Here is a 19,173-nt window from a genome sequence, read left to right as displayed (position 1 = left end):
AAGGGCTGGGCGAGATGCCCAGCGTGTCAGACGCCCAGCTTGGCCTTGACGTCGGCGATGGAGGGGTTGGTGGCGGTGGTGCCGTCGGCGTAGAGGACGGTGGGCACCACGTGATTGCCACCGTTGACACTGCCCACGAACTCCGCGGCGTCGGGGTTCAGCTCGATGTCGATCTCCTGCCAGCTGATGCCGCTGCTCTTCAGGCCGGTCTTGAGGCGGGCACAGAATCCGCACCACGACGTCGTGTACATGGTCAGTTCGCCGGTGTCGGAGGTGCGGGCGCCGGCCTCGTCGTCGATCACGTTGCTCATGGGTCTCATAACACCATGTCCGGGCCGGCTGTTCCCGGTTGCGTCGTTCTCCCCTGCGGGCGGCGTCGGTGGTTGGTGACATAGTGGACGCCGTGCCTCACCCGACTTCTGCTGCGAACCCCGAGTCCTCGCCTCGTGCCTCGTCGCCGGTGAGTCGAGGCGCGGTCGAGGGGCTCGACCCCGAACAGAGTGCCGCGGTCCTGGCGCCGCGCGGACCGGTGTGTGTGCTGGCCGGGGCGGGTACGGGCAAGACGCGGACCATCACCCGACGGATCGCCCACCTCATCGACACCGGGCAGGTGAATCCCGGTCAGGTGCTCGCGGTCACGTTCACCGCACGGGCAGCCGGGGAGATGCGGACCCGGTTGCGCGGTCTCGGTGTCAGCGGCGGTTCGGGGGGCAGCGTCGCGGCCCAGACCTTTCACGCCGCTGCGATGCGCCAGTTGCGGTATTTCTGGCCGCGGGCGTTCGGCGACGCACGGTGGGAGCTCCTCGACAACAAGTTCCCGCTCATCTCGCGCGCGGCCCGGCGCTCCGGTCTCGACACCGCCACCGACACCCTGCGCGACCTGTCGTCGGAGATCGAGTGGGCGAAGGCCTCGCTGATCTCACCGGAGAACTATGTCGAGGCCGTCGGCCGGCTCGGCCGCGAGTCCCCCGCGCCGCCGGCGAAGGTCGCTGCCGTGTACGGGCATTACGAGGACGCCAAGGTCTCACCCGACGGCGACCGGTTGCTCGACTTCGACGACATGCTCATCTACATGACGCAGATCCTCACCGCCGAACCGGGAGCGGCGGACGAGTTCCGTGCGCGGTACCGGTGTTTCGTCGTCGACGAGTACCAGGACGTGACCCCGGTGCAGCAGGGTCTGCTCGACGCCTGGCTCGGCGAGCGCGACGATCTGACGGTCGTCGGTGACGCCAACCAGACGATCTACACCTTCACCGGCGCGTCCCCCAACCATCTGCTGGACTTCAGCCGCCGGTTCCCCGAGGCGACGGTCGTCCGCCTGGAGCGGGACTATCGGTCGACTCCGCAGGTCGTCGACCTCGCGAACCGGGTCATCGGTGCGGCCCGAGGACGGATCGCGGGTACCCGCCTCCGGCTCGTCGGACAACGACCCGCCGGCCCGGCACCGCAGTTCGCCGAGTACGACGACGAGCCCGCCGCGGCAACGGCTGTCGCCATCGAGATCAAACACCTCATCCGTGCCGGGGTCGCGCCCGCGGAGATCGCGATCCTGTACCGCGTCAACGCGCAGTCGGAGAACTACGAGCAGGCGCTGACCGAGGCGGGCATCCCGTACCAGGTCCGCGGCGGCGAGGCGTTCTTCGCGCGCACGGAGGTCCGGCAGGCCATGCGGCAGCTCGCCACGGTCGCCGGTCGCGAGGTCAGGCCCGACGTGGAGATCCTCGACGTCGTGCGAGCAGTCCTCGGCGAACTCGGGCTCACGGCGGAAGAGCCGTCGGGTACGCAGGCGCGCAGCCGCTGGGAGTCGCTGAAGGCGCTGGTCCAGCTGACCGAGGACATGGTGGCCGAGAACCCCGGGCTGACACTGCCGCAGCTGTCGGCGGAGCTCGCGGCCCGCGCCGAGGCGCGCCATCCGCCGACCGTGCAGGGCGTGACGCTGTCGTCGCTGCATGCGGCCAAGGGACTCGAATGGGATGCGGTGTTCCTCGTCGGACTCACCGACGGGTCGCTGCCCATCAGTCAGGCGATCAAGGGGTCGTGGGAGGAGGTCGAGGAGGAACGCCGGCTGTTCTACGTCGGCGTCACCCGCGCCCGCGAGCGCCTGCACCTGTCGTGGGCGCTGGCCCGCAACGAGGGAGGCCGCGCCCGGCGGCGGTCACGGTTCCTCGCCGACCTCGTTCCCGACGACTCGCCCGCCTCGCCGATCGCGAAGGAGCGCACACCCCGCCGCGGACCGACGTGCCGGGTCTGCGGTTCACGGCTGATGGATTCGACCGCGACACTGCTCGGCCGGTGCGCCGGATGCCCGTCGGACCTCGACGAGGGGCTGTTGGTCTCGCTCAAGGAGTGGCGTCGCGAGCGGGCCCTGGAGAAGAAGGTTCCGGCGTTCGTCGTCTTCTCCGACAAGACGCTCACCGCGATCGCCGAGCAGCGTCCCACCGATACCGCTGCGCTGGTGGCGATCTCGGGGATCGGGGCCAAGAAGGTCGACGAGTACGGCGAGGACATCCTCGACCTCGTCAAAACTGCAGGTCAAAAATAGGTTGTGCGTGTTTCTGCCCAGCGTCTAGTCTGATTCCCGTCAGTACGGGGATCGGCCGAGTGCGTCCGTCACACGGCCCCAGCAGAATCACCGACGACCGACGACAACGCGGAAAGCCACGAGACCAGAAAGGAGCGGATCAGTGAACGGAATCATCGTGCGCCAGGCCGGCATCTGCCAGTCTGCGGCGAAACTGAGCGCGGCGAGCGCGTATGCGACCACATCGCATGCGGCGACGCCGAACCAGCCCGCCATCGCGCGTACCGGTCGCACCCGCTCCTGGATGCCGGTCGCCCGAGCGTGCACGAGCTTTGCACGCCCGGTCGCCGTCCCTCCGGCGGCTCTGCACCTGGCAGCCGAAGCGCGCGTAGCGCGAATCGCACCGCCCGCAGCAGTAGCACCCGCGCCGCGTCGGTTCCCCGTTCTGTTCCGAAGTTCCCGGAGTTAGATCTCCGAGACAATCCGGGCCACGGGCGAATCGCAGAGGCGACACCCGTGGCCCTCTTTTTTCTGTCATCCGAATCTCCGCCCCGCTAGGGGTCTCGGACACAGAGCCACATCGAGGACTCGGGTTCAACACCCCAAACGAGCAGATGTGGAGAATCCCAATGACTGTCGAATGCGTACTCGAGTCCTGTATGTCGGCGGACCGCGCAGCGACCGCCCGGCTCGACCTGCCCTGCCAGGTCGCCGACGCAGATCTGTGGTTCGCCGAAGACCCCCGTGACCTCGAGCGTGCGAAGGCGATGTGCGCCGAGTGCCCGCTGCGGACCCAGTGCCTGCAGGCCGCACTCGATCGGTCCGAACCCTGGGGGGTCTGGGGCGGCGAGATCTTCGAGCGAGGCGCTGTCATCGCACGCAAGCGCCCCCGCGGCCGCCCGCGCAAGAACGTTGCGTGACAACGAACGAAACGACACCGACGCCGTGAGCAGTGATGCTCGCGGCGTCGGTGCCGTTTCTGCGTGTCGTGTCTGCCGGGGGGCGGGGTCAGTCGCCCAGGCCGGGTACCCACTCCTCCATGATGGCGCGGTAGGGAGCGTGCGCCTCGAGTTGCGAGGCGATGCCGACGCAACCGCCGAGCACGCGGAAGACCATCACGAAACGCTTGGGCACGTTGAGGTTTCGTGACGTCTTGTACACCTCGCCCCGCACGTCGGTGGCCTTGCCCGCGGCCCGTTGCATCCACTTCCGCGTGAAGTGGAACGACTCGGAGAAGAGCGGGTCGACGTACGGACGCAGGTAGGCCTCGAGGTCGGCACTCGTCACCTTGTTCGCGTGGGACGGACGGATGAACTCGGCCGAGATCATGAGTTCTTTGAGCTCGTCGTACTTCTGGTCGCGCGCCAGTCGCAGGATCGGACCGGTCTCGGGCGGGAGACCGTCCGGATAGTGACCCACCGCACCGAAGTCGAGGACACCGAAACGTCCGTCGGTGGCCAGGAAGAAATTGCCCGGATGCGGGTCGCCGTGCAGGAGCCCGACCCGATACGGGGAGCTGACCTCGAACTCGGCCATCTTCGCGGCGGCATCGTCGCGGGTCTTCTGGTCACCGGTGGTGATGACCTTCGACAGAGGAACGCCGTCCACCCACTCCGAGACGACGACCTTGGGTGCGCTCGCGACGACCTTGGGGACGAGGAAATCGGGATGACCGTCGTAGGCCTTGGCGAAGGCGCGCTGGTTGTCGGCTTCACCGAGGTAGTCGAGTTCGGCCTCGGTCCGGTCGATGAGTTCGTCCATCATCGCCTTGACATCGGTGCCGGGGGACAGGCGCTGCAGGAGTCCGGACATGCGGGACAGGGTCTTCAGGTCGGCCTTCAGGGCGTGATCGGCGCCGGGATACTGCACCTTGACCGCGACCTCGCGACCGTCGGACCAGACCCCCTTGTGGACCTGTCCGATGGACGCAGAGGCAGCCGGCACATCGGAGAAGTCCTGGAAACGCTCGCGCCAGCGGGTACCGAGCTGCTGGTCGAGCACCTTGTGGACCTTGTCCGCCGGCATCGGCGGGGCGTCGGCCTGCAATTTGGTGAGGGCTTCGCGGAAGGGCTCGCCGAATTCGTCGGGGATGGCGGCTTCCATGATCGAGAGCGCCTGCCCGACCTTCATGGCGCCGCCCTTGAGTTCGCCGAGGACGGCGAAAAGCTGTTCGGCGGATTTCTCCAGGAGCTCTTGGTTGACCTCGTCTCGGTCCCTGCCGACCATGCGCTTGCCGAAACCGGCAGCGGCCCGACCGGCCATACCGATCGGAAGAGAAGCCAGTTTCGCGTTTCGGCGACCCTGTCCTTTGGTGATGTCGGTCATAGCATCCTTTCCGCGTCACACATTAGACGACCTGGCTCGTGAATCCGGTACGGGACGACAATCGCAGTCCGGGTGCGGCGACCACCGCTTGATGTCCAGTCGAGTCGGGTCGTCGCGCACCTCCAGCACGCGATCCAGCAGCTGCGGGACCGGCGGCGGACCCGAACTCGGCCGCTCGTCGTGCACGGCGGCCACCAGCCGTTCGATCTGGGAGTGCGCGATGGCGGTGGTCATCGCCAGGATGGTCGGACTCGCCTGTCCCGACGTTCGGATCAGTTGCACGGCCAATGCCGGCCACTCCGGGTCCGCGTCGGACCGGTGCCGGTCGGCGCACATCAGGCAGCTGGACAGACCGGGCAACACCAGCGGCCCGACTATGCCCACCCCGTCTCGCACCCGGACCAGCAGGTGGGGGATCCGGGCGCGGGTCAGCGCGAAGACGACCCGCGGGTCGTGGACGACGAAGTCGGTCAGGATCACCAGGTCGGTGTCGATGGCGTCGAGCGAGCCGTCGGGGAGTCGGCGCATGGTCCGCCGGGCAGATCTGCCCGTGCCACCCAACGAACTCGTCAGCTGCTCGCTGATCGGTCCCTGACCGTGGATCAGGATGCGGAATTCCGGCGTGCGGCGATCGACATCGACGACCGCGCGGCCGGCCGCCACCAGACTGCTCAGGACGAGGTCGAGGTCGTCGTCGTGCAGGCCCGCGCGGCGGGCGCGGCGGGCGAAGGTGTCCGTCGTGCACGTGTCCTCCAGCGACCGCAGCAGCGCGGCAACGGAATGCGCCGACACCGCGGCGTCGAACTCGAGGAGCAGGCTGTCGGCCGGATCGATCCCGACCCGGACCGAGTTCCCGGGCTGGACGAGAATCGGCGTACCCGGTAGCAGCCGGGGCAGAGCGGTCGAACGATCCGCGCGGGTGGGAGCCGAGATGGCGCTGGAACTCGTCCGGGCTGGCGACATGCGGCAACTCTGCCAGCCGGACGCCTTCAGTGACGTTCGGTGAGCAGGTTATCCACAACACGGCCGGATCAACCGAGGGTGTGGATCTACGATCCGCCTTGCGCCGAGTCGTCACCGGGGTCGCCTCCGGATTCGGGTGTCTGGGGACCGGGGCGCTTGCGCTCATCGCCGCGCGCCTTCTCGTCGGCGATGGTCTTCTCGAGTTGTGCGATCGGGTCGTCGAGTTCGTCGCCGGCCAGGAGACGATCGATGAAACCGGCGGGATTGTCGAGGTCGTCGGAATCGGGCAGCAGATCCGGGTGAGCCCACACGCCGTCCCTGGTCGCGACGTCGGTCGCCTCCAGCGTGCGACGCCACAGCTCCGACGCCTCGCGGACCTTGCGGGGTCGGAGCTCGAGACCGACGAGGGTCGCGAACGTCTGCTCGGCCGGCCCGCCCGAGGCGCGCCGGCGGCGCATGGTCTCGGTGAGTGCGCCGGTGCTCGGGATCCGATCGCCGAGTGCTCGCGTCACGACCTGCTCCACCCAGCCCTCGATGAGGGCGAGCAGGGTCTCGAGGCGGCCGAGCGCTGCCTTCTGCTCAGGGGTCGTGGTCGGCTCGAACGACGTCGACGAGTTGATGAGCTCCTCGAGTTTCGAAGGGTCGGAGAGCAATTGGGTCGGGTCGATCCCGGCGGTGGCGTCGGTGATCCCGCTGAAGTCGATACTGATTCCGCGGGCGTATTCCTCGACGGTGGTCAGCAGTCGCTGACGCAACCAGCCGACGTGGGTGAACAGGCGCACATGTGCGGCCTCACGCGCGGCGAGGAAGACGATGATCTCCTGCGCCGGCTGCTCGAGACCTTCGGCGAACTTCGCGATCGCCTCGGGAAGCAGGACGGCGATGCCCTCGGGCGCCAGCGGCAGGCCGACGTCGGTCGACGTCAGTACTTCCTTGGCGAGCTGTCCGAGGCCCTGGCCGAGCTGCGTGCCGAACGCCATGCCGCTCATCTGGGTGAGCATCCCGATCATCGGGCCGGCGAACTGTGCGGCCTCGGCGGGGAGGTTGTCCTGCCAGGTCCGGGCCAGCTGTTCGGCGACCGGATCGCACAGACCCTTCCACGTGTCCATGGACTCCTCGAGCCACTGGACCGGGGTCCACGCCACGGTCTGGGTGACCCCGCTGGGGAAGTTCGTCGCGTCGTCGAGCCAGACGTCGGCGAGGCGGACGGCGTCGGCCGACGCGGTGTTCTCCTTCTCGAGGATGGGGGTGAACGAACCGATCTGCTGCCGAGCCAGATTGGTCGCCACCGAGTAGTTCACCGGGCCGTCCCCGCCGCCGGCCATTCCCGCCCCCATGCCGCTGAACATGTTGCCCAGTTGCGAGAACATCTGGCCGATCATGTTGGGGTCGAAGTTCGACGGGTCGAACTCGCCGCCCGGCCCGCCCCCGAACCCCTGGCCGCCCCCGAATCCGAACGGATTGGACCCGCCGAACGGGTTGCCGCCGGGATTGTCGCCCGGCTTGTTCTTGTCACCGCTGTTCTTGGCGCGGTCGTCGTCGCCGTCATCGGACGACGAGAAGCCGAAGGGCAGATCACTCATGGGTTCCACCGTACCGCCCGGTGAGGCGCGCAAACGGCGACGACTGTTCGCCCTGCGCGTAGTCGGCTCATGCTGCCTCGGCGCGGCAGGCTCGTCGTCGCCGCGGGGCACTATCGTGTGCGGAATGAGTTCGAGCCCCCGCTTCCGGAGAATCGCCGCGGCCGCGGTCTCCACCGTGGTCCTGCTGGCGTTGCTGGTGGTGGGCACACAGGTGCAGGTGCCCTACGCCGCACTCGGACCCGGACCGACGCTGAACACGCTCGGCACGACGAAGGTGGAGGACGACGGCGCGGTCGTCGAGCGCAAGGTCGTGCAGATCGACGGGGCGGCAACCGATCCGACGACCGGGCACCTGAATCTCACCACCGTCTCAGTCCGGGACGGGCTGTCGCTCTTCGACGCGCTGGGCATGTGGTTGTCGGGCACCTACTCCCTCACTCCCCGTGATCAGGTCTATCCGCCCGACCGCACCACCGAACAGGTGCAGCAGGAGAACGCCCAGCAGATGACGGGTTCGGAGGAGAACGCGACGGTCGCCGCGCTCCGCTACCTGGACCGGCCGACGGCGCTGCGCGTCGCGAGCGTCGGACCCGACGGGCCCGCGGTCGGGGTGCTGCGCGCCGGTGACGAGGTCGTGGCGGCCGGGGGTGTGCCGGTGGAGACCGGCGAACAGCTCCGGAAGGTCGTCGGTGACAACCCGCCCGGAACCGTGCTCCCGCTCGAGATCATCCGTGCCGGCGCCCGGCAGACCGTGTCGGTCACGCTCGGCAAGCATCCCGCGAACCCCGACGACGGGTATCTCGGTGTCGTCCCGGAGGTCGTCAACGCCGATCCCCGGCTCGAGGTCACCTACACGGTGGGGGACATCGGCGGGCCGTCGGCCGGGATGATGCTGGCACTCGCGGTCATCGACCAGCTGAGTCCCGGCGAATTGACCTCCGGCAAGTTCATCGCCGGCACCGGCACCATCACCGACGAGGGTGCGGTCGGACCGATCGGCGGCATCACGCACAAGACCCGCGCCGCACGCGACGCCGGCGCGACGGTGTTCCTCGTCCCGGCCCGCAACTGTGCCGAAGCGGTCTCCGAGCGACCGGACGGACTCGAGCTGGTCAAGGTCGACACCCTCGACGGCGCGGTCGACGCGCTGGGTGCGATCGGCGCGGGACGTCCCGCGCCGACCTGCTGACGCGGCACCGGCAACCGCGGGTCAGCTCCGCCCGGGTGTCTCCGGCTCATCGGGGGCGAAGGTGTCGTGCAGTGCTTCCCGCAGTTCGAGGGCCAGCTGCGGATGGGTGAGCAGCTCGGGTTCCTCGTCGGGGATCGGACGTAGCCGCATCAGGGCCAGGTCGGTGCCATTGCGCAGTACCCCGACGACCAGGCGGGCGACCTCCTCGTCCGGGTGCTGGTCGCCGGTCTCGGTGACGACGTAGCGGGGCGTGAGGTCATCGTCGTCCTCGGGCTCGACGATGATGATCTCGATGGCCACCGCGGCGCCGGCGACCGCCGGGGGCCAGATCGCCGACGCCAGGAACTCGTCGAGGTCGGCGACATCCTCCTCCACGGGCGTGAAGACCGGGCCGTCCGCGGAGATGACGTCGGGAAGACGTTCGGCGAGAAGCGCGGTGGGCGCCAGCGCGAACACCGACGGTGGCTGTCCCCAGCCGCGCGTGTCGACGTGTTCCATGATCTCGCTCAGGGCACTGCCGAGGTCGTCGGTGGAAAAGGCACGAGGGGTGTTCGAGTCGCCGGGCACGTGCTCATCTTGCCTCGCAGTGCCGGACGACGACGACCCCGCCGTGCCGCGAGGGAACCACCGACGTGTCGCGATCGTTGAGCGGGCGCCCCGAGTGAGTTGGTCACCCGGGTGGTGCCAGTACAGTGGGCACCACGCCCAGCAGGCAATCGTGTGCGGGTGGTGTCCGGGTTGAGAGCTTTGGAGAGTGGGTCTGGTGGGCGTCCGAGGGCCGGCGGGAATGCCGACACTGTCACGCAGGAGCAAGATCATCATCGGGCTCGGCGTGGCCGTCCTGGTGCTGCTGCTCGTCGGGCCACGCCTGGTCGGTCTCGCGACCGACTGGCTCTGGTTCTCCAACGTCGGGTATTCCGGCGTCTTCACCAAGGTGATCTGGACCCGTGTGATCCTCTTCGCGGTCACCACGATCGTCGTCGGGGCCATCATCTTCGGCGCGGTGTCCCTGGCGTACCGCAGCCGTCCGGTGTTCGCCCCGACCGCGGGACCGAACGATCCGCTCGCGCGCTACCGCACCGCCATCATGAGCAAGGTCCGCTGGTTCGCGATCGTCCCGGCGGTGATCATCGGCGCGCTGGCCGGCCTGGTCGCGCAGGGATCCTGGGCGACGGTGCAGATGTTCCTGCACGGGCAGTCGTTCGGGCGGACCGATCCCCAGTTCAACCTGGACATCGGGTTCTACGCCTTCGACCTGCCGTTCTACCGGTTCGTGTTGAACCTGTTGTTCGTCGTGGTCGTGGTCGCCTTCCTGGCGAACCTGGTCACCCACTACCTCTTCGGCGGAATCCGTCTGGGCCAGGGCGGCGGTACGGTCACCACCGCGGCGCGAATCCAGCTGGCGGTGCTGGCCGGCACCTTCCTGCTGTTGAAGGCGGCCGCCTACTGGCTGGACAGATACTCCTTGTTGTCGAGTCAACGAAAAGCCGAGATCTTCCCCGGCGCGAGCTACACCGACATCAATGCGGTGCTGCCGTCGAAACTCATCCTGATGGCGATCGCGGTCATCTGTGCGGTCGCGTTCTTCGCCGGGATCGTGCTCCGCGACCTCCGGGTGCCGGCACTCGCCACCGTCCTGATGCTGTTCTCCGCGTTGCTCATCGGGGTCGGCTGGCCGCTCACGATGGAGCAGTTCTCGGTCAAGCCGAACGCGGCGCAGAAAGAAGCCGAATACATAGACCGCGCGATCACGTCGACGCGCGAGGCGTACGGGATCGGGCCGGACAAGGTCGTCACCCAGAACGACTGGACTTCCCGACCGGCCACACCGGCACTCGTGAACAGCGACGTGCCGACACTGTCGAACGTCCGCGTCCTGGACCCGAACGTCGTGTCGCCGACATTCATCCAGCAGCAGCAGCGGCAGAACTTCTACGGGTTCCCGACCCAACTTGCGGTCGACCGCTATCGCATCGACGGCGAGCTGCGTGACTTCGTTGTCGCGGTGCGCGAGCTGGATCCCAGTCGCTACCTCGAGAACCAGCAGAACTGGCTGAACAAGCACCTCGTCTACACCCACGGGGACGGGTTCGTTGCAGCGCCCGCCAACCGGGTGAACGAGTCGCGCGACGTCAACGACATCGACGGCGGCGGCGACCCGTTCTACTACGTCAGCGACACCTCGAACTACCAGTCCGAGGAGTACAAGCGCGACGCCCCGATCAAGGTGGCGCAGCCCCGCATCTACTTCGGTGAGCTGCTCGCGAAGATCGACCCTGACTACGCGATCGTCGGTTCCGACGACGGACAGGCGCGTGAGCACGACATCGGTGACGACAAGTACACCTATCAGGGGCCGGCCGGGGTGTCCCTGGGCAACTGGTTCAACCGGGTGCTCTACATGGCCAAATACGCGGAGCGCAACTTCCTGCTGTCGGGGGAGATCAACTCGGCGTCGAAGATCATCTACAACCGCGACCCCCGCGACCGCGTCGAACAGGTCGCGCCGTGGTTGACGGTGGATTCGAAGACGTACCCCGCGGTCATGGAGGACGGCTCGATCAAGTGGATCGTCGACGGTTACACCACTCTCGACAACTACCCGTATTCGCAGCCGACCTCGCTGCAGAGTGCGACCGCCGACGCCCAGGACCTCAATCCCGGGCAGACCGGCCGCACCCAGGTCAACAAGACCGTGTCCTACGTGCGCAACTCGGTGAAGGCGACCGTCGACGCCTACACCGGTGAGGTGGAGCTGTACCAGTTCGACACCGAGGACCCGGTGCTGAAGACGTGGATGGAGGTCTTCCCGGGAACGGTGAAGTCTCGCGCCGACTTCGACGCGCAGACGTCGCTGCGGGAACACGTCCGCTACCCCGAGGACATCTTCAAGATCCAGCGGTCGCTGCTGACCCGCTACCACGTCGATTCGCCGCAGACGTTCTTCCAGGCGAGCGACTTCTGGTCGGTGCCCTCGGATCCGACCGATCCCGATGCCGATCAGCGCGGACTCGATCAGCCGCCGTACTACTTCGTGGCGTCCGACCCGGAGAGCGGACAGCCGACGTTCCAGTTGACCTCGGTTCTCACCCGACTCAACCGGCCGATCCTCGGTGCATACGTGACGGTGTCGTCGAACCCCGAGAACTACGGGCAGATGACGGTCAAGCAGCTGCCCGGGAACGCGCAACGGTCGGGTCCGAAACAGGCCTTCAACCCGATGAAGACGGACCGCAAGGTCGCCGATTCGCTGAAGCCCCTTGAGAACAATGCGACAGTGACGTTCGGCAACCTGCTCACTCTTCCGGTCGGAGACAACGGGATTCTGCACGTCGTCCCGGTCTATGCACAGGCGCAGGGCCAGGAAGCTTTCCCCCGCCTGTTCCGGGTGATCACCCGGTACGAACCAGCTGAACGAGTGGCAAGTATCGGTTACGCGCCGACTACTGCGGCCGCACTGCGGCAGGTCGGCATCACACCCGCCTTGGGAGTGATCCCCGACGACCAGGAGCCGACCGAGCCGGACCAGGCCGGGTCGCCCGACACAGGCACCCCGACTCCGAATGAGCCACCGCAGCAGGGTGATTCGCCGGAGCGCGATGCTGCCGCGAAGGCCATCGGAGATGCGATCACGGCCTTGCGCCAAGCTCAGCAGGGTGGGGATTTCGCCGCATACGGTCAGGCGCTCGACCAGTTGAGCCAGGCTGTTGCCCGGTACGAGTCACTGGCGGCGCCCAACTAGTCGAGGATCGCCCTGTCACCGAGCGCTACGTGTGCGAGGTATCGCTAGCCGCGATATTTCCGCAGGTAGCGCTCGGTTTCGTTGGGGGTGTTGTCGGGGAGTACCGGACTGTGGTGGTGTCGATGACCCAGCGAGAAGAAGATCGACACCGCGGCGGCGAACGCGGCGACCATCAACAGGCCGCAGACGATCGCGGTACCCACGTTGCCGACGGCCATGTGGACGAGCCAGAGTGCGGCCATGGCGAACCCGCCCAGTGCGAGGACGAAACCGACGAAGCTCATCGGATGATTGCCGTGGCTCTCGTGGTGGAAACGGTGAGTGTTCATGGTTCCTCCTCGGCGGTGGCCTCTCGTGTGCCGAGTGTACGCCCGATGTGATCGGCATCACATTCAAGGACCCACGCCGGCGGCCTCCGGCGACCTCGCGCCGACCTGGGGCTACGTGCCGGAAGTGACCGCCGTCACGGGCGTTTGCCCAGGTCGCGACAGGTTGGGGTATCGATTTGCATCGCTGACGAACCGCTGTGTAACGTTGTGTTCACCAACGCGGGGTGGAGCAGCTCGGTAGCTCGCTGGGCTCATAACCCAGAGGTCGCAGGTTCAAATCCTGTCCCCGCTACCAACACCAAGAACCCCCGCCCGGGACTCCCGGGCGGGGGTTCTTGCTATCTGCCGACACCTCGGTGGGCGAAGTCCTCTCGGCGAAGACGATCCCTCGAGGGAGGCCGGCGCACTCACACCGGTCGACTCGCCGACCGGACTCGAGGTGCTTCGAGTCGAGGTCGGGTGATCCGATCTGCTGATCCCGGTCGACGGCGAGAAGGCCGCCGCCGATCACGTGCCCAGCCGCCCCGGGGTGCCGATCGACCGGTTTGGCGGGGACAGCCGCACGAAGTCTGCACGGGTATGCCGGTGACACGAGCTCCAGACCGCCTGTGACCAGGCGATTTGACGTCGAGTGGAGTGGTGCGTAACTTATGTCGAGTCAGCGCGCCACGGCGCCGCCCCGGAGGGCCTGGAAGGGTCTGGTTCGGGGAGTGGAGACCGGGTTTGTGGCTGACCGCCCCTGATTGTTTTGGTTGAGGCTTTGTGTCTTGGCTGGGTTGGTTGGGGTTGCCAGATCTCCTTCAGTCCGGAATTTCTTCGGGGTTGCGGGCTGGGGTTGGGGTCTGGTAGGTTGGAAGAGTTGCCTCGGAGACGGGGTGGCTTGGTAGGTTGACATGCAAGTCTGCTGGTGAGAGTCCCTTTGTTGGGGTGGGTAGCTGGTGGGTGTGTGTTCTTTGAGAACTCGATAGTGTGATGATGAATTGTCTGATGCCAATTTTTTGGCATTGTGCATCTTTTGTGGATGTAGATGTTTGTTTTGTGTGGCGCTCGGCCCCGTCTGGGTGTCACATTTTGCTAGGTTTATTTTGGTCAGGTTGTGCTTTCCTGATTTTTGTTGAAACGCTGGCCCTTTTGTGGGGTTGGTTTTGTTTCGCTGTTTTTTCATGGAGAGTTTGATCCTGGCTCAGGACGAACGCTGGCGGCGTGCTTAACACATGCAAGTCGAACGGAAAGGCCCAGCTTGCTGGGTACTCGAGTGGCGAACGGGTGAGTAACACGTGGGTGATCTGCCCTGCACTCTGGGATAAGCCTGGGAAACTGGGTCTAATACCGGATATGACCAACTGTCGCATGGTGGTTGGTGGAAAGCTTTTGCGGTGTGGGATGGGCCCGCGGCCTATCAGCTTGTTGGTGGGGTAATGGCCTACCAAGGCGACGACGGGTAGCCGACCTGAGAGGGTGATCGGCCACACTGGGACTGAGACACGGCCCAGACTCCTACGGGAGGCAGCAGTGGGGAATATTGCACAATGGGCGCAAGCCTGATGCAGCGACGCCGCGTGAGGGATGACGGCCTTCGGGTTGTAAACCTCTTTCACCAGGGACGAAGCGTGAGTGACGGTACCTGGAGAAGAAGCACCGGCCAACTACGTGCCAGCAGCCGCGGTAATACGTAGGGTGCGAGCGTTGTCCGGAATTACTGGGCGTAAAGAGCTCGTAGGCGGTTTGTCGCGTCGTCTGTGAAATTCTGCAACTCAATTGTAGGCGTGCAGGCGATACGGGCAGACTTGAGTACTACAGGGGAGACTGGAATTCCTGGTGTAGCGGTGAAATGCGCAGATATCAGGAGGAACACCGGTGGCGAAGGCGGGTCTCTGGGTAGTAACTGACGCTGAGGAGCGAAAGCGTGGGTAGCGAACAGGATTAGATACCCTGGTAGTCCACGCCGTAAACGGTGGGTACTAGGTGTGGGTTCCTTTTCACGGGATCCGTGCCGTAGCTAACGCATTAAGTACCCCGCCTGGGGAGTACGGCCGCAAGGCTAAAACTCAAAGGAATTGACGGGGGCCCGCACAAGCGGCGGAGCATGTGGATTAATTCGATGCAACGCGAAGAACCTTACCTGGGTTTGACATACACCAGACGCGGCTAGAGATAGTCGTTCCCTTGTGGTTGGTGTACAGGTGGTGCATGGCTGTCGTCAGCTCGTGTCGTGAGATGTTGGGTTAAGTCCCGCAACGAGCGCAACCCTTGTCCTGTATTGCCAGCGGGTTATGCCGGGGACTTGCAGGAGACTGCCGGGGTCAACTCGGAGGAAGGTGGGGATGACGTCAAGTCATCATGCCCCTTATGTCCAGGGCTTCACACATGCTACAATGGCTGGTACAGAGGGCTGCGATACCGTGAGGTGGAGCGAATCCCTTAAAGCCAGTCTCAGTTCGGATTGGGGTCTGCAACTCGACCCCATGAAGTCGGAGTCGCTAGTAATCGCAGATCAGCAACGCTGCGGTGAATACGTTCCCGGGCCTTGTACACACCGCCCGTCACGTCATGAAAGTCGGTAACACCCGAAGCCGGTGGCCTAACCCCTTGTGGGAGGGAGCTGTCGAAGGTGGGATCGGCGATTGGGACGAAGTCGTAACAAGGTAGCCGTACCGGAAGGTGCGGCTGGATCACCTCCTTTCTAAGGAGCACACAACAACACATGTTTCAGCAGGCGTTTGTTCTGCGGCGTGTGTGTGTTCGAGGGTGAAACATCAGACACATCCATGCTCGGCGCTTTCTGGTGCCGGTGCGGGGTGACTGCCAGTGCTCGTGAGGGCCGGCGGGTTCATCGTCACGCTATCGGGGTTCTGAGGGAACACACCAGTGTTGTCTCTGACCTAGCTCATGATGCGGGTTCGGGTGGTGATCGTGACTGTGATGGTTGCGGGAGCACGGATTCGTGGGTGGGTGTGTGTTGTTTGAGAAGTGCATAGTGGATGCGAGCATCTTTATTTCAAACCAATGCTCCAACGTTGTTGGGGTGCTTGGTCTGTGATTTAGCAGAAAATGATTTGTTTGTTGTGGTGATGTCTACATTCGGTCCTCGCGGCGTGACTCTTTGGGGTTGTGTGGTGGGGGTTGTTTGTAGGTGTTGTTGTAAGTGTGTAAGGGCGTTCGGTGGATGCCTTGGTACCAGGAGCCGATGAAGGACGTGGTAGGCCGCGATAGTCCTCGGGGAGTTGTCAAACGAGCTGTGATCCGAGGGTGTCCGAATGGGGAAACCCAGCACGAGTGATGTCGTGTTACCACCAGCTGAATGTATAGGCTGTGTGGGGGGAACGTGGGGAAGTGAAACATCTCAGTACCCATAGGAAGAGAAAACAATTGTGATTCCGTGAGTAGTGGCGAGCGAAAGCGGATGAGGCTAAACCATGCGCATGTGATACCGGGTAGGGGTTGTGTGTGTGGGGTTGTGGGGTTCGTCTTCTTCCATCTGCCTGTGGAAGCGTGAGTCAGAAAATCGTGTGTTAGGTGAAGTGGCCTGGAATGGTCTGCCGTAGTCGGTGAGAGTCCGGTAGCTGAAAACACATGGTCTTGCGTGACGGTGTCCCCAAGTAGCAGCGGGCTCGTGGAATCTGCTGTGAATCTGCCGGGACCACCCGGTAAGCCTGAATACTTCCTGGTGACCGATAGCGGACTAGTACCGTGAGGGAAAGGTGAAAAGTACCCCGGGAGGGGAGTGAAATAGTACCTGAAACCGGACGCTTACAATCCGTCAAAGCCTGTGCACCCTTGTGGTGGTGGGTGATGGCGTGCCTTTTGAAGAATGAGCCTGCGAGTTAGTGCTCGGTGGCGAGGTTAACCCGTGTGGGGTAGCCGTAGCGAAAGCGAGTCTGAATAGGGCGTTTGAGTCGCCGGGTCTAGACCCGAAGCGGAGTGATCTACCCATGGCCAGGGTGAAGCGTCGGTAAGACGTCGTGGAGGCCCGAACCCACTTCAGTTGAAAATGGAGGGGATGAGTTGTGGGTAGGGGTGAAAGGCCAATCAAACTCCGTGATAGCTGGTTCTCCCCGAAATGCATTTAGGTGCAGCGTCACATGTTTCTTACTGGAGGTAGAGCTACTGGATGGCCGATGGGCCCCACAGGGTTACTGACGTCAGCCAAACTCCGAATGCCGGTAAGTGAGAGTGTGGCAGTGAGACTGCGGGCGATAAGGTTCGTAGTCGAGAGGGAAACAGCCCAGATCGCCGGCTAAGGCCCCTAAGCGTGTACTAAGTGGAAAAGGATGTGGGGTCGCGAAGACAACCAGGAGGTTGGCTTAGAAGCAGCCACCCTTGAAAGAGTGCGTAATAGCTCACTGGTCAAGTGATCCTGCGCCGACAATGTAGCGGGGCTCAAGTACACCGCCGAAGCCGCGGCACTCACATTTTGCCCGTCGGAGCCTTACGGGGTTCCGGCCAGGTGTGTGGGTGGGTAGGGGAGCGTCCTGCATCCGTGGAAGCTACAGAGTGATCTAGTGGTGGAGGGTGTGGGAGTGAGAATGCAGGCATGAGTAGCGAAAGCAGAGTGAGAAACTCTGCCGCCGAATGACCAAGGGTTCCTGGGCCAGGCTAATCCGCCCAGGGTGAGTCGGGACCTAAGGCGAGGCCGACAGGCGTAGTCGATGGACAACGGGTTGATATTCCCGTACCCGTGTATCCGCGCCCATGCTGAATCAGTTGTACTAACCATCCTGATCCTCACGAGAGTGCCTTCGGGTGCCGAGTTGGGGTGATGCATGGGACCTTGGCTGGTAGTAGGCAAGCGATGGGGTGACGCAGGAAGGTAGTGGGGCCAGTCAGTGGTTGTACTGGTGTAAGCCTGTAGGGCGAGCGATAGGCAAATCCGTCGTTCATGAAGCCTGAGAGGTGATGCGTAGCCGTTGCGGTGAATTCCATGATCCTATGCTGCCGAGAAAAGCCTCTAGTGAGTTGGTACACGGCCCGTACCCCAAACCAACACAGGTGGTCAGGTAGAGAATACTAAGGCGATCGAGAGAACTGTGGTTAAGGAACTCGGCAAAATGCCCCCGTAACTTCGGGAGAAGGGGGACCCATTCTGGTGACGGCATGTACTGCCTGAGCTGGTGTGGGTCGCAGAGACCAGAGAGAAGCGACTGTTTACTAAAAACACAGGTCCGTGCGAAGTCGTAAGACGATGTATACGGACTGACGCCTGCCCGGTGCTGGAAGGTTAAGAGGACCGGTTAGTCACTTTGGTGGCGAAGCTGAGAATTTAAGCCCCAGTAAACGGCGGTGGTAACTATAACCATCCTAAGGTAGCGAAATTCCTTGTCGGGTAAGTTCCGACCTGCACGAATGGCGTAACGACTTCTCTGCTGTCTCAACCACAGACTCGGCGAAATTGCAGTACGAGTAAAGATGCTCGTTACGCGCGGCAGGACGAAAAGACCCCGGGACCTTCACTATAGCTTGGTATTGGTGTTCGGTTCGGTTTGTGTAGGATAGGTGGGAGACTGTGAAGTGGGCACGCCAGTGTTCATGGAGTCGTTGTTGAAATACCACTCTGATCGTATTGGACTTCTAACCTCGGACCCTGATCGGGTTCAGGGACAGTGCCTGGTGGGTAGTTTAACTGGGGCGGTTGCCTCCTAAAAGGTAACGGAGGCGCCCAAAGGTTCCCTCAGCCTGGTTGGCAATCAGGTGTTGAGTGTAAGTGCACAAGGGAGCTTGACTGTGAGACGTACATGTCGAGCAGGGACGAAAGTCGGGACTAGTGATCCGGCACCGGCAAGTGGAAGCGGTGTCGCTCAACGGATAAAAGGTACCCCGGGGATAACAGGCTGATCTTCCCCAAGAGTCCATATCGACGGGATGGTTTGGCACCTCGATGTCGGCTCGTCGCATCCTGGGGCTGGAGTAGGTCCCAAGGGTTGGGCTGTTCGCCCATTAAAGCGGCACGCGAGCTGGGTTTAGAACGTCGTGAGACAGTTCGGTCTCTATCCGCCGCGCGCGTAAGAAACTTGAGGAAACCTGTCCCTAGTACGAGAGGACCGGGACGGACGAACCTCTGGTGTGCCAGTTGTCCCGCCAGGGGCACTGCTGGTTAGCTACGTTCGGAAGGGATAACCGCTGAAAGCATCTAAGCGGGAAGCCTGTTCCAAGATGAGGTTTCTCACCCCCTTTTGCGGGGTTAAGGCCCCCTACAGACCATGGGGTTGATAGGCCAGAACTGTACGCACAGCAATGTGTTCAGGTGACTGGTACTAATCGGCCGAGGACTTACCAACAACACCCACAACATCACCAGACCATTCATTGGTTTCTGGTTGTGTTCGCATCCACTATGTACTTCTGAAACAACACACGAAAGCTATAAACAAGCAATCGTGTGTGGTTGTTTCACAAAGTTACGGCGGCTATAGCGGAGGGGAAACGCCCGGCCCCATTCCGAACCCGGAAGCTAAGCCCTCCAGCGCCGATGGTACTGCACCTTAATCAGTGTGGGAGAGTAGGACACCGCCGAACACAAC

Annotated in this window: 11 protein-coding genes, 1 tRNA gene and 3 rRNA genes; 8 read left to right on the top strand and 7 right to left on the bottom strand. The window is 63.9% G+C overall.

The window, feature by feature from the left end:
• Positions 1 to 26: 26 nt before the first annotated feature.
• Positions 27 to 311, bottom strand: coding sequence for a mycoredoxin (locus tag AC3B6C_RS00075; protein ID WP_010843946.1), 285 nt, complete (start codon positions 309 to 311; stop codon positions 27 to 29).
• Positions 312 to 394: 83 nt separating this feature from the next.
• Between AC3B6C_RS00075 and AC3B6C_RS00070 the strand changes: the two genes are divergently transcribed.
• Positions 395 to 2,545, top strand: a complete 2,151-nt coding sequence (locus AC3B6C_RS00070; RefSeq protein ID WP_488374485.1) for an ATP-dependent DNA helicase UvrD2 — start codon at positions 395 to 397, stop codon at positions 2,543 to 2,545.
• 87 nt (positions 2,546 to 2,632) lie between these two features.
• Here AC3B6C_RS00070 and AC3B6C_RS00065 read toward each other — a convergent pair whose 3' ends face one another.
• Complete coding sequence (locus AC3B6C_RS00065) at positions 2,633 to 2,800, bottom strand: hypothetical protein (protein WP_193748616.1); 168 nt, start codon at positions 2,798 to 2,800, stop codon at positions 2,633 to 2,635.
• 353 nt (positions 2,801 to 3,153) lie between these two features.
• On the opposite strand from AC3B6C_RS00065, the gene AC3B6C_RS00060 reads away from it, so the two are divergent.
• On the top strand, positions 3,154 to 3,444 hold the full coding sequence (locus AC3B6C_RS00060; RefSeq protein ID WP_044507075.1) for a WhiB family transcriptional regulator: 291 nt from the start codon (positions 3,154 to 3,156) through the stop codon (positions 3,442 to 3,444).
• A gap of 88 nt (positions 3,445 to 3,532) precedes the next feature.
• On the opposite strand, the gene AC3B6C_RS00055 is transcribed toward AC3B6C_RS00060, so the two are convergent.
• The 3 genes from AC3B6C_RS00055 to AC3B6C_RS00045 all read right to left on the bottom strand — a co-directional run bounded on the left by AC3B6C_RS00055 (position 3,533) and on the right by AC3B6C_RS00045 (position 7,395).
• Complete coding sequence (locus AC3B6C_RS00055; RefSeq protein ID WP_014927713.1) at positions 3,533 to 4,849, bottom strand: ABC1 kinase family protein; 1,317 nt, start codon at positions 4,847 to 4,849, stop codon at positions 3,533 to 3,535.
• 15 nt (positions 4,850 to 4,864) lie between these two features.
• The gene (locus tag AC3B6C_RS00050) at positions 4,865 to 5,812 is read right to left on the bottom strand and encodes a hypothetical protein (protein ID WP_488374484.1); all 948 of its coding nucleotides are present in this window, start codon (positions 5,810 to 5,812) and stop codon (positions 4,865 to 4,867) included.
• 86 nt (positions 5,813 to 5,898) lie between these two features.
• The gene (locus AC3B6C_RS00045) at positions 5,899 to 7,395 is read right to left on the bottom strand and encodes a zinc-dependent metalloprotease (protein WP_488374483.1); all 1,497 of its coding nucleotides are present in this window, start codon (positions 7,393 to 7,395) and stop codon (positions 5,899 to 5,901) included.
• A gap of 124 nt (positions 7,396 to 7,519) precedes the next feature.
• Here AC3B6C_RS00045 and AC3B6C_RS00040 point away from each other — a divergent pair, with 124 nt between their 5' ends.
• The gene (locus AC3B6C_RS00040) at positions 7,520 to 8,584 is read left to right on the top strand and encodes a YlbL family protein (protein WP_044507073.1); all 1,065 of its coding nucleotides are present in this window, start codon (positions 7,520 to 7,522) and stop codon (positions 8,582 to 8,584) included.
• A 21-nt stretch (positions 8,585 to 8,605) separates the two neighbouring features.
• On the opposite strand, the gene AC3B6C_RS00035 is transcribed toward AC3B6C_RS00040, so the two are convergent.
• Positions 8,606 to 9,151, bottom strand: coding sequence for a PPA1309 family protein (locus AC3B6C_RS00035; protein ID WP_488374482.1), 546 nt, complete (start codon positions 9,149 to 9,151; stop codon positions 8,606 to 8,608).
• A gap of 220 nt (positions 9,152 to 9,371) precedes the next feature.
• Between AC3B6C_RS00035 and AC3B6C_RS00030 the strand changes: the two genes are divergently transcribed.
• A complete protein-coding gene (locus AC3B6C_RS00030) occupies positions 9,372 to 12,326 on the top strand; it encodes a UPF0182 family protein (protein ID WP_488374481.1) in 2,955 nt (984 codons plus the stop codon).
• 44 nt (positions 12,327 to 12,370) lie between these two features.
• Here AC3B6C_RS00030 and AC3B6C_RS00025 read toward each other — a convergent pair whose 3' ends face one another.
• On the bottom strand, positions 12,371 to 12,655 hold the full coding sequence (locus tag AC3B6C_RS00025) for a hypothetical protein (RefSeq protein WP_010843956.1): 285 nt from the start codon (positions 12,653 to 12,655) through the stop codon (positions 12,371 to 12,373).
• 218 nt (positions 12,656 to 12,873) lie between these two features.
• Between AC3B6C_RS00025 and AC3B6C_RS00020 the strand changes: the two genes are divergently transcribed.
• The 4 genes from AC3B6C_RS00020 to rrf all read left to right on the top strand — a co-directional run bounded on the left by AC3B6C_RS00020 (position 12,874) and on the right by rrf (position 19,168).
• Positions 12,874 to 12,950: transfer RNA gene (locus AC3B6C_RS00020), tRNA-Met, on the top strand.
• Between the two features lie 865 nt (positions 12,951 to 13,815).
• Positions 13,816 to 15,338, top strand: a 16S ribosomal RNA gene (locus tag AC3B6C_RS00015).
• Positions 15,339 to 15,794: 456 nt separating this feature from the next.
• A 23S ribosomal RNA gene (locus tag AC3B6C_RS00010) occupies positions 15,795 to 18,930 on the top strand.
• A gap of 121 nt (positions 18,931 to 19,051) precedes the next feature.
• Positions 19,052 to 19,168, top strand: a 5S ribosomal RNA gene (gene rrf, locus AC3B6C_RS00005).
• The 16S, 23S and 5S rRNA genes sit together here, the layout of an rRNA operon.
• The last annotated feature ends 5 nt before the right edge of the window (positions 19,169 to 19,173 follow it).

The organism is Gordonia sp. 11cp, from assembly GCF_057767225.1.
Note: the sequence above shows the minus strand (reverse complement) of the source record. Positions and strands in the feature narration are given on the sequence as shown.

Excerpts from the sequence above, each read along its gene's own strand:
- AC3B6C_RS00075 (WP_010843946.1), bottom strand. The coding sequence starts at position 311 with ATGAGCAACGTGATCGACGACGAGGCCGGCGCCCGCACCTCCGACACC.
- AC3B6C_RS00065 (WP_193748616.1), bottom strand. The coding sequence starts at position 2,800 with ATGGCGGGCTGGTTCGGCGTCGCCGCATGCGATGTGGTCGCATACGCG.
- AC3B6C_RS00060 (WP_044507075.1), top strand. The coding sequence starts at position 3,154 with ATGACTGTCGAATGCGTACTCGAGTCCTGTATGTCGGCGGACCGCGCA.
- AC3B6C_RS00055 (WP_014927713.1), bottom strand. The coding sequence starts at position 4,849 with ATGACCGACATCACCAAAGGACAGGGTCGCCGAAACGCGAAACTGGCT.
- AC3B6C_RS00050 (WP_488374484.1), bottom strand. The coding sequence starts at position 5,812 with ATGTCGCCAGCCCGGACGAGTTCCAGCGCCATCTCGGCTCCCACCCGC.
- AC3B6C_RS00045 (WP_488374483.1), bottom strand. The coding sequence starts at position 7,395 with ATGAGTGATCTGCCCTTCGGCTTCTCGTCGTCCGATGACGGCGACGAC.
- AC3B6C_RS00040 (WP_044507073.1), top strand. The coding sequence starts at position 7,520 with ATGAGTTCGAGCCCCCGCTTCCGGAGAATCGCCGCGGCCGCGGTCTCC.
- AC3B6C_RS00030 (WP_488374481.1), top strand. The coding sequence starts at position 9,372 with ATGCCGACACTGTCACGCAGGAGCAAGATCATCATCGGGCTCGGCGTG.
- AC3B6C_RS00025 (WP_010843956.1), bottom strand. The coding sequence starts at position 12,655 with ATGAACACTCACCGTTTCCACCACGAGAGCCACGGCAATCATCCGATG.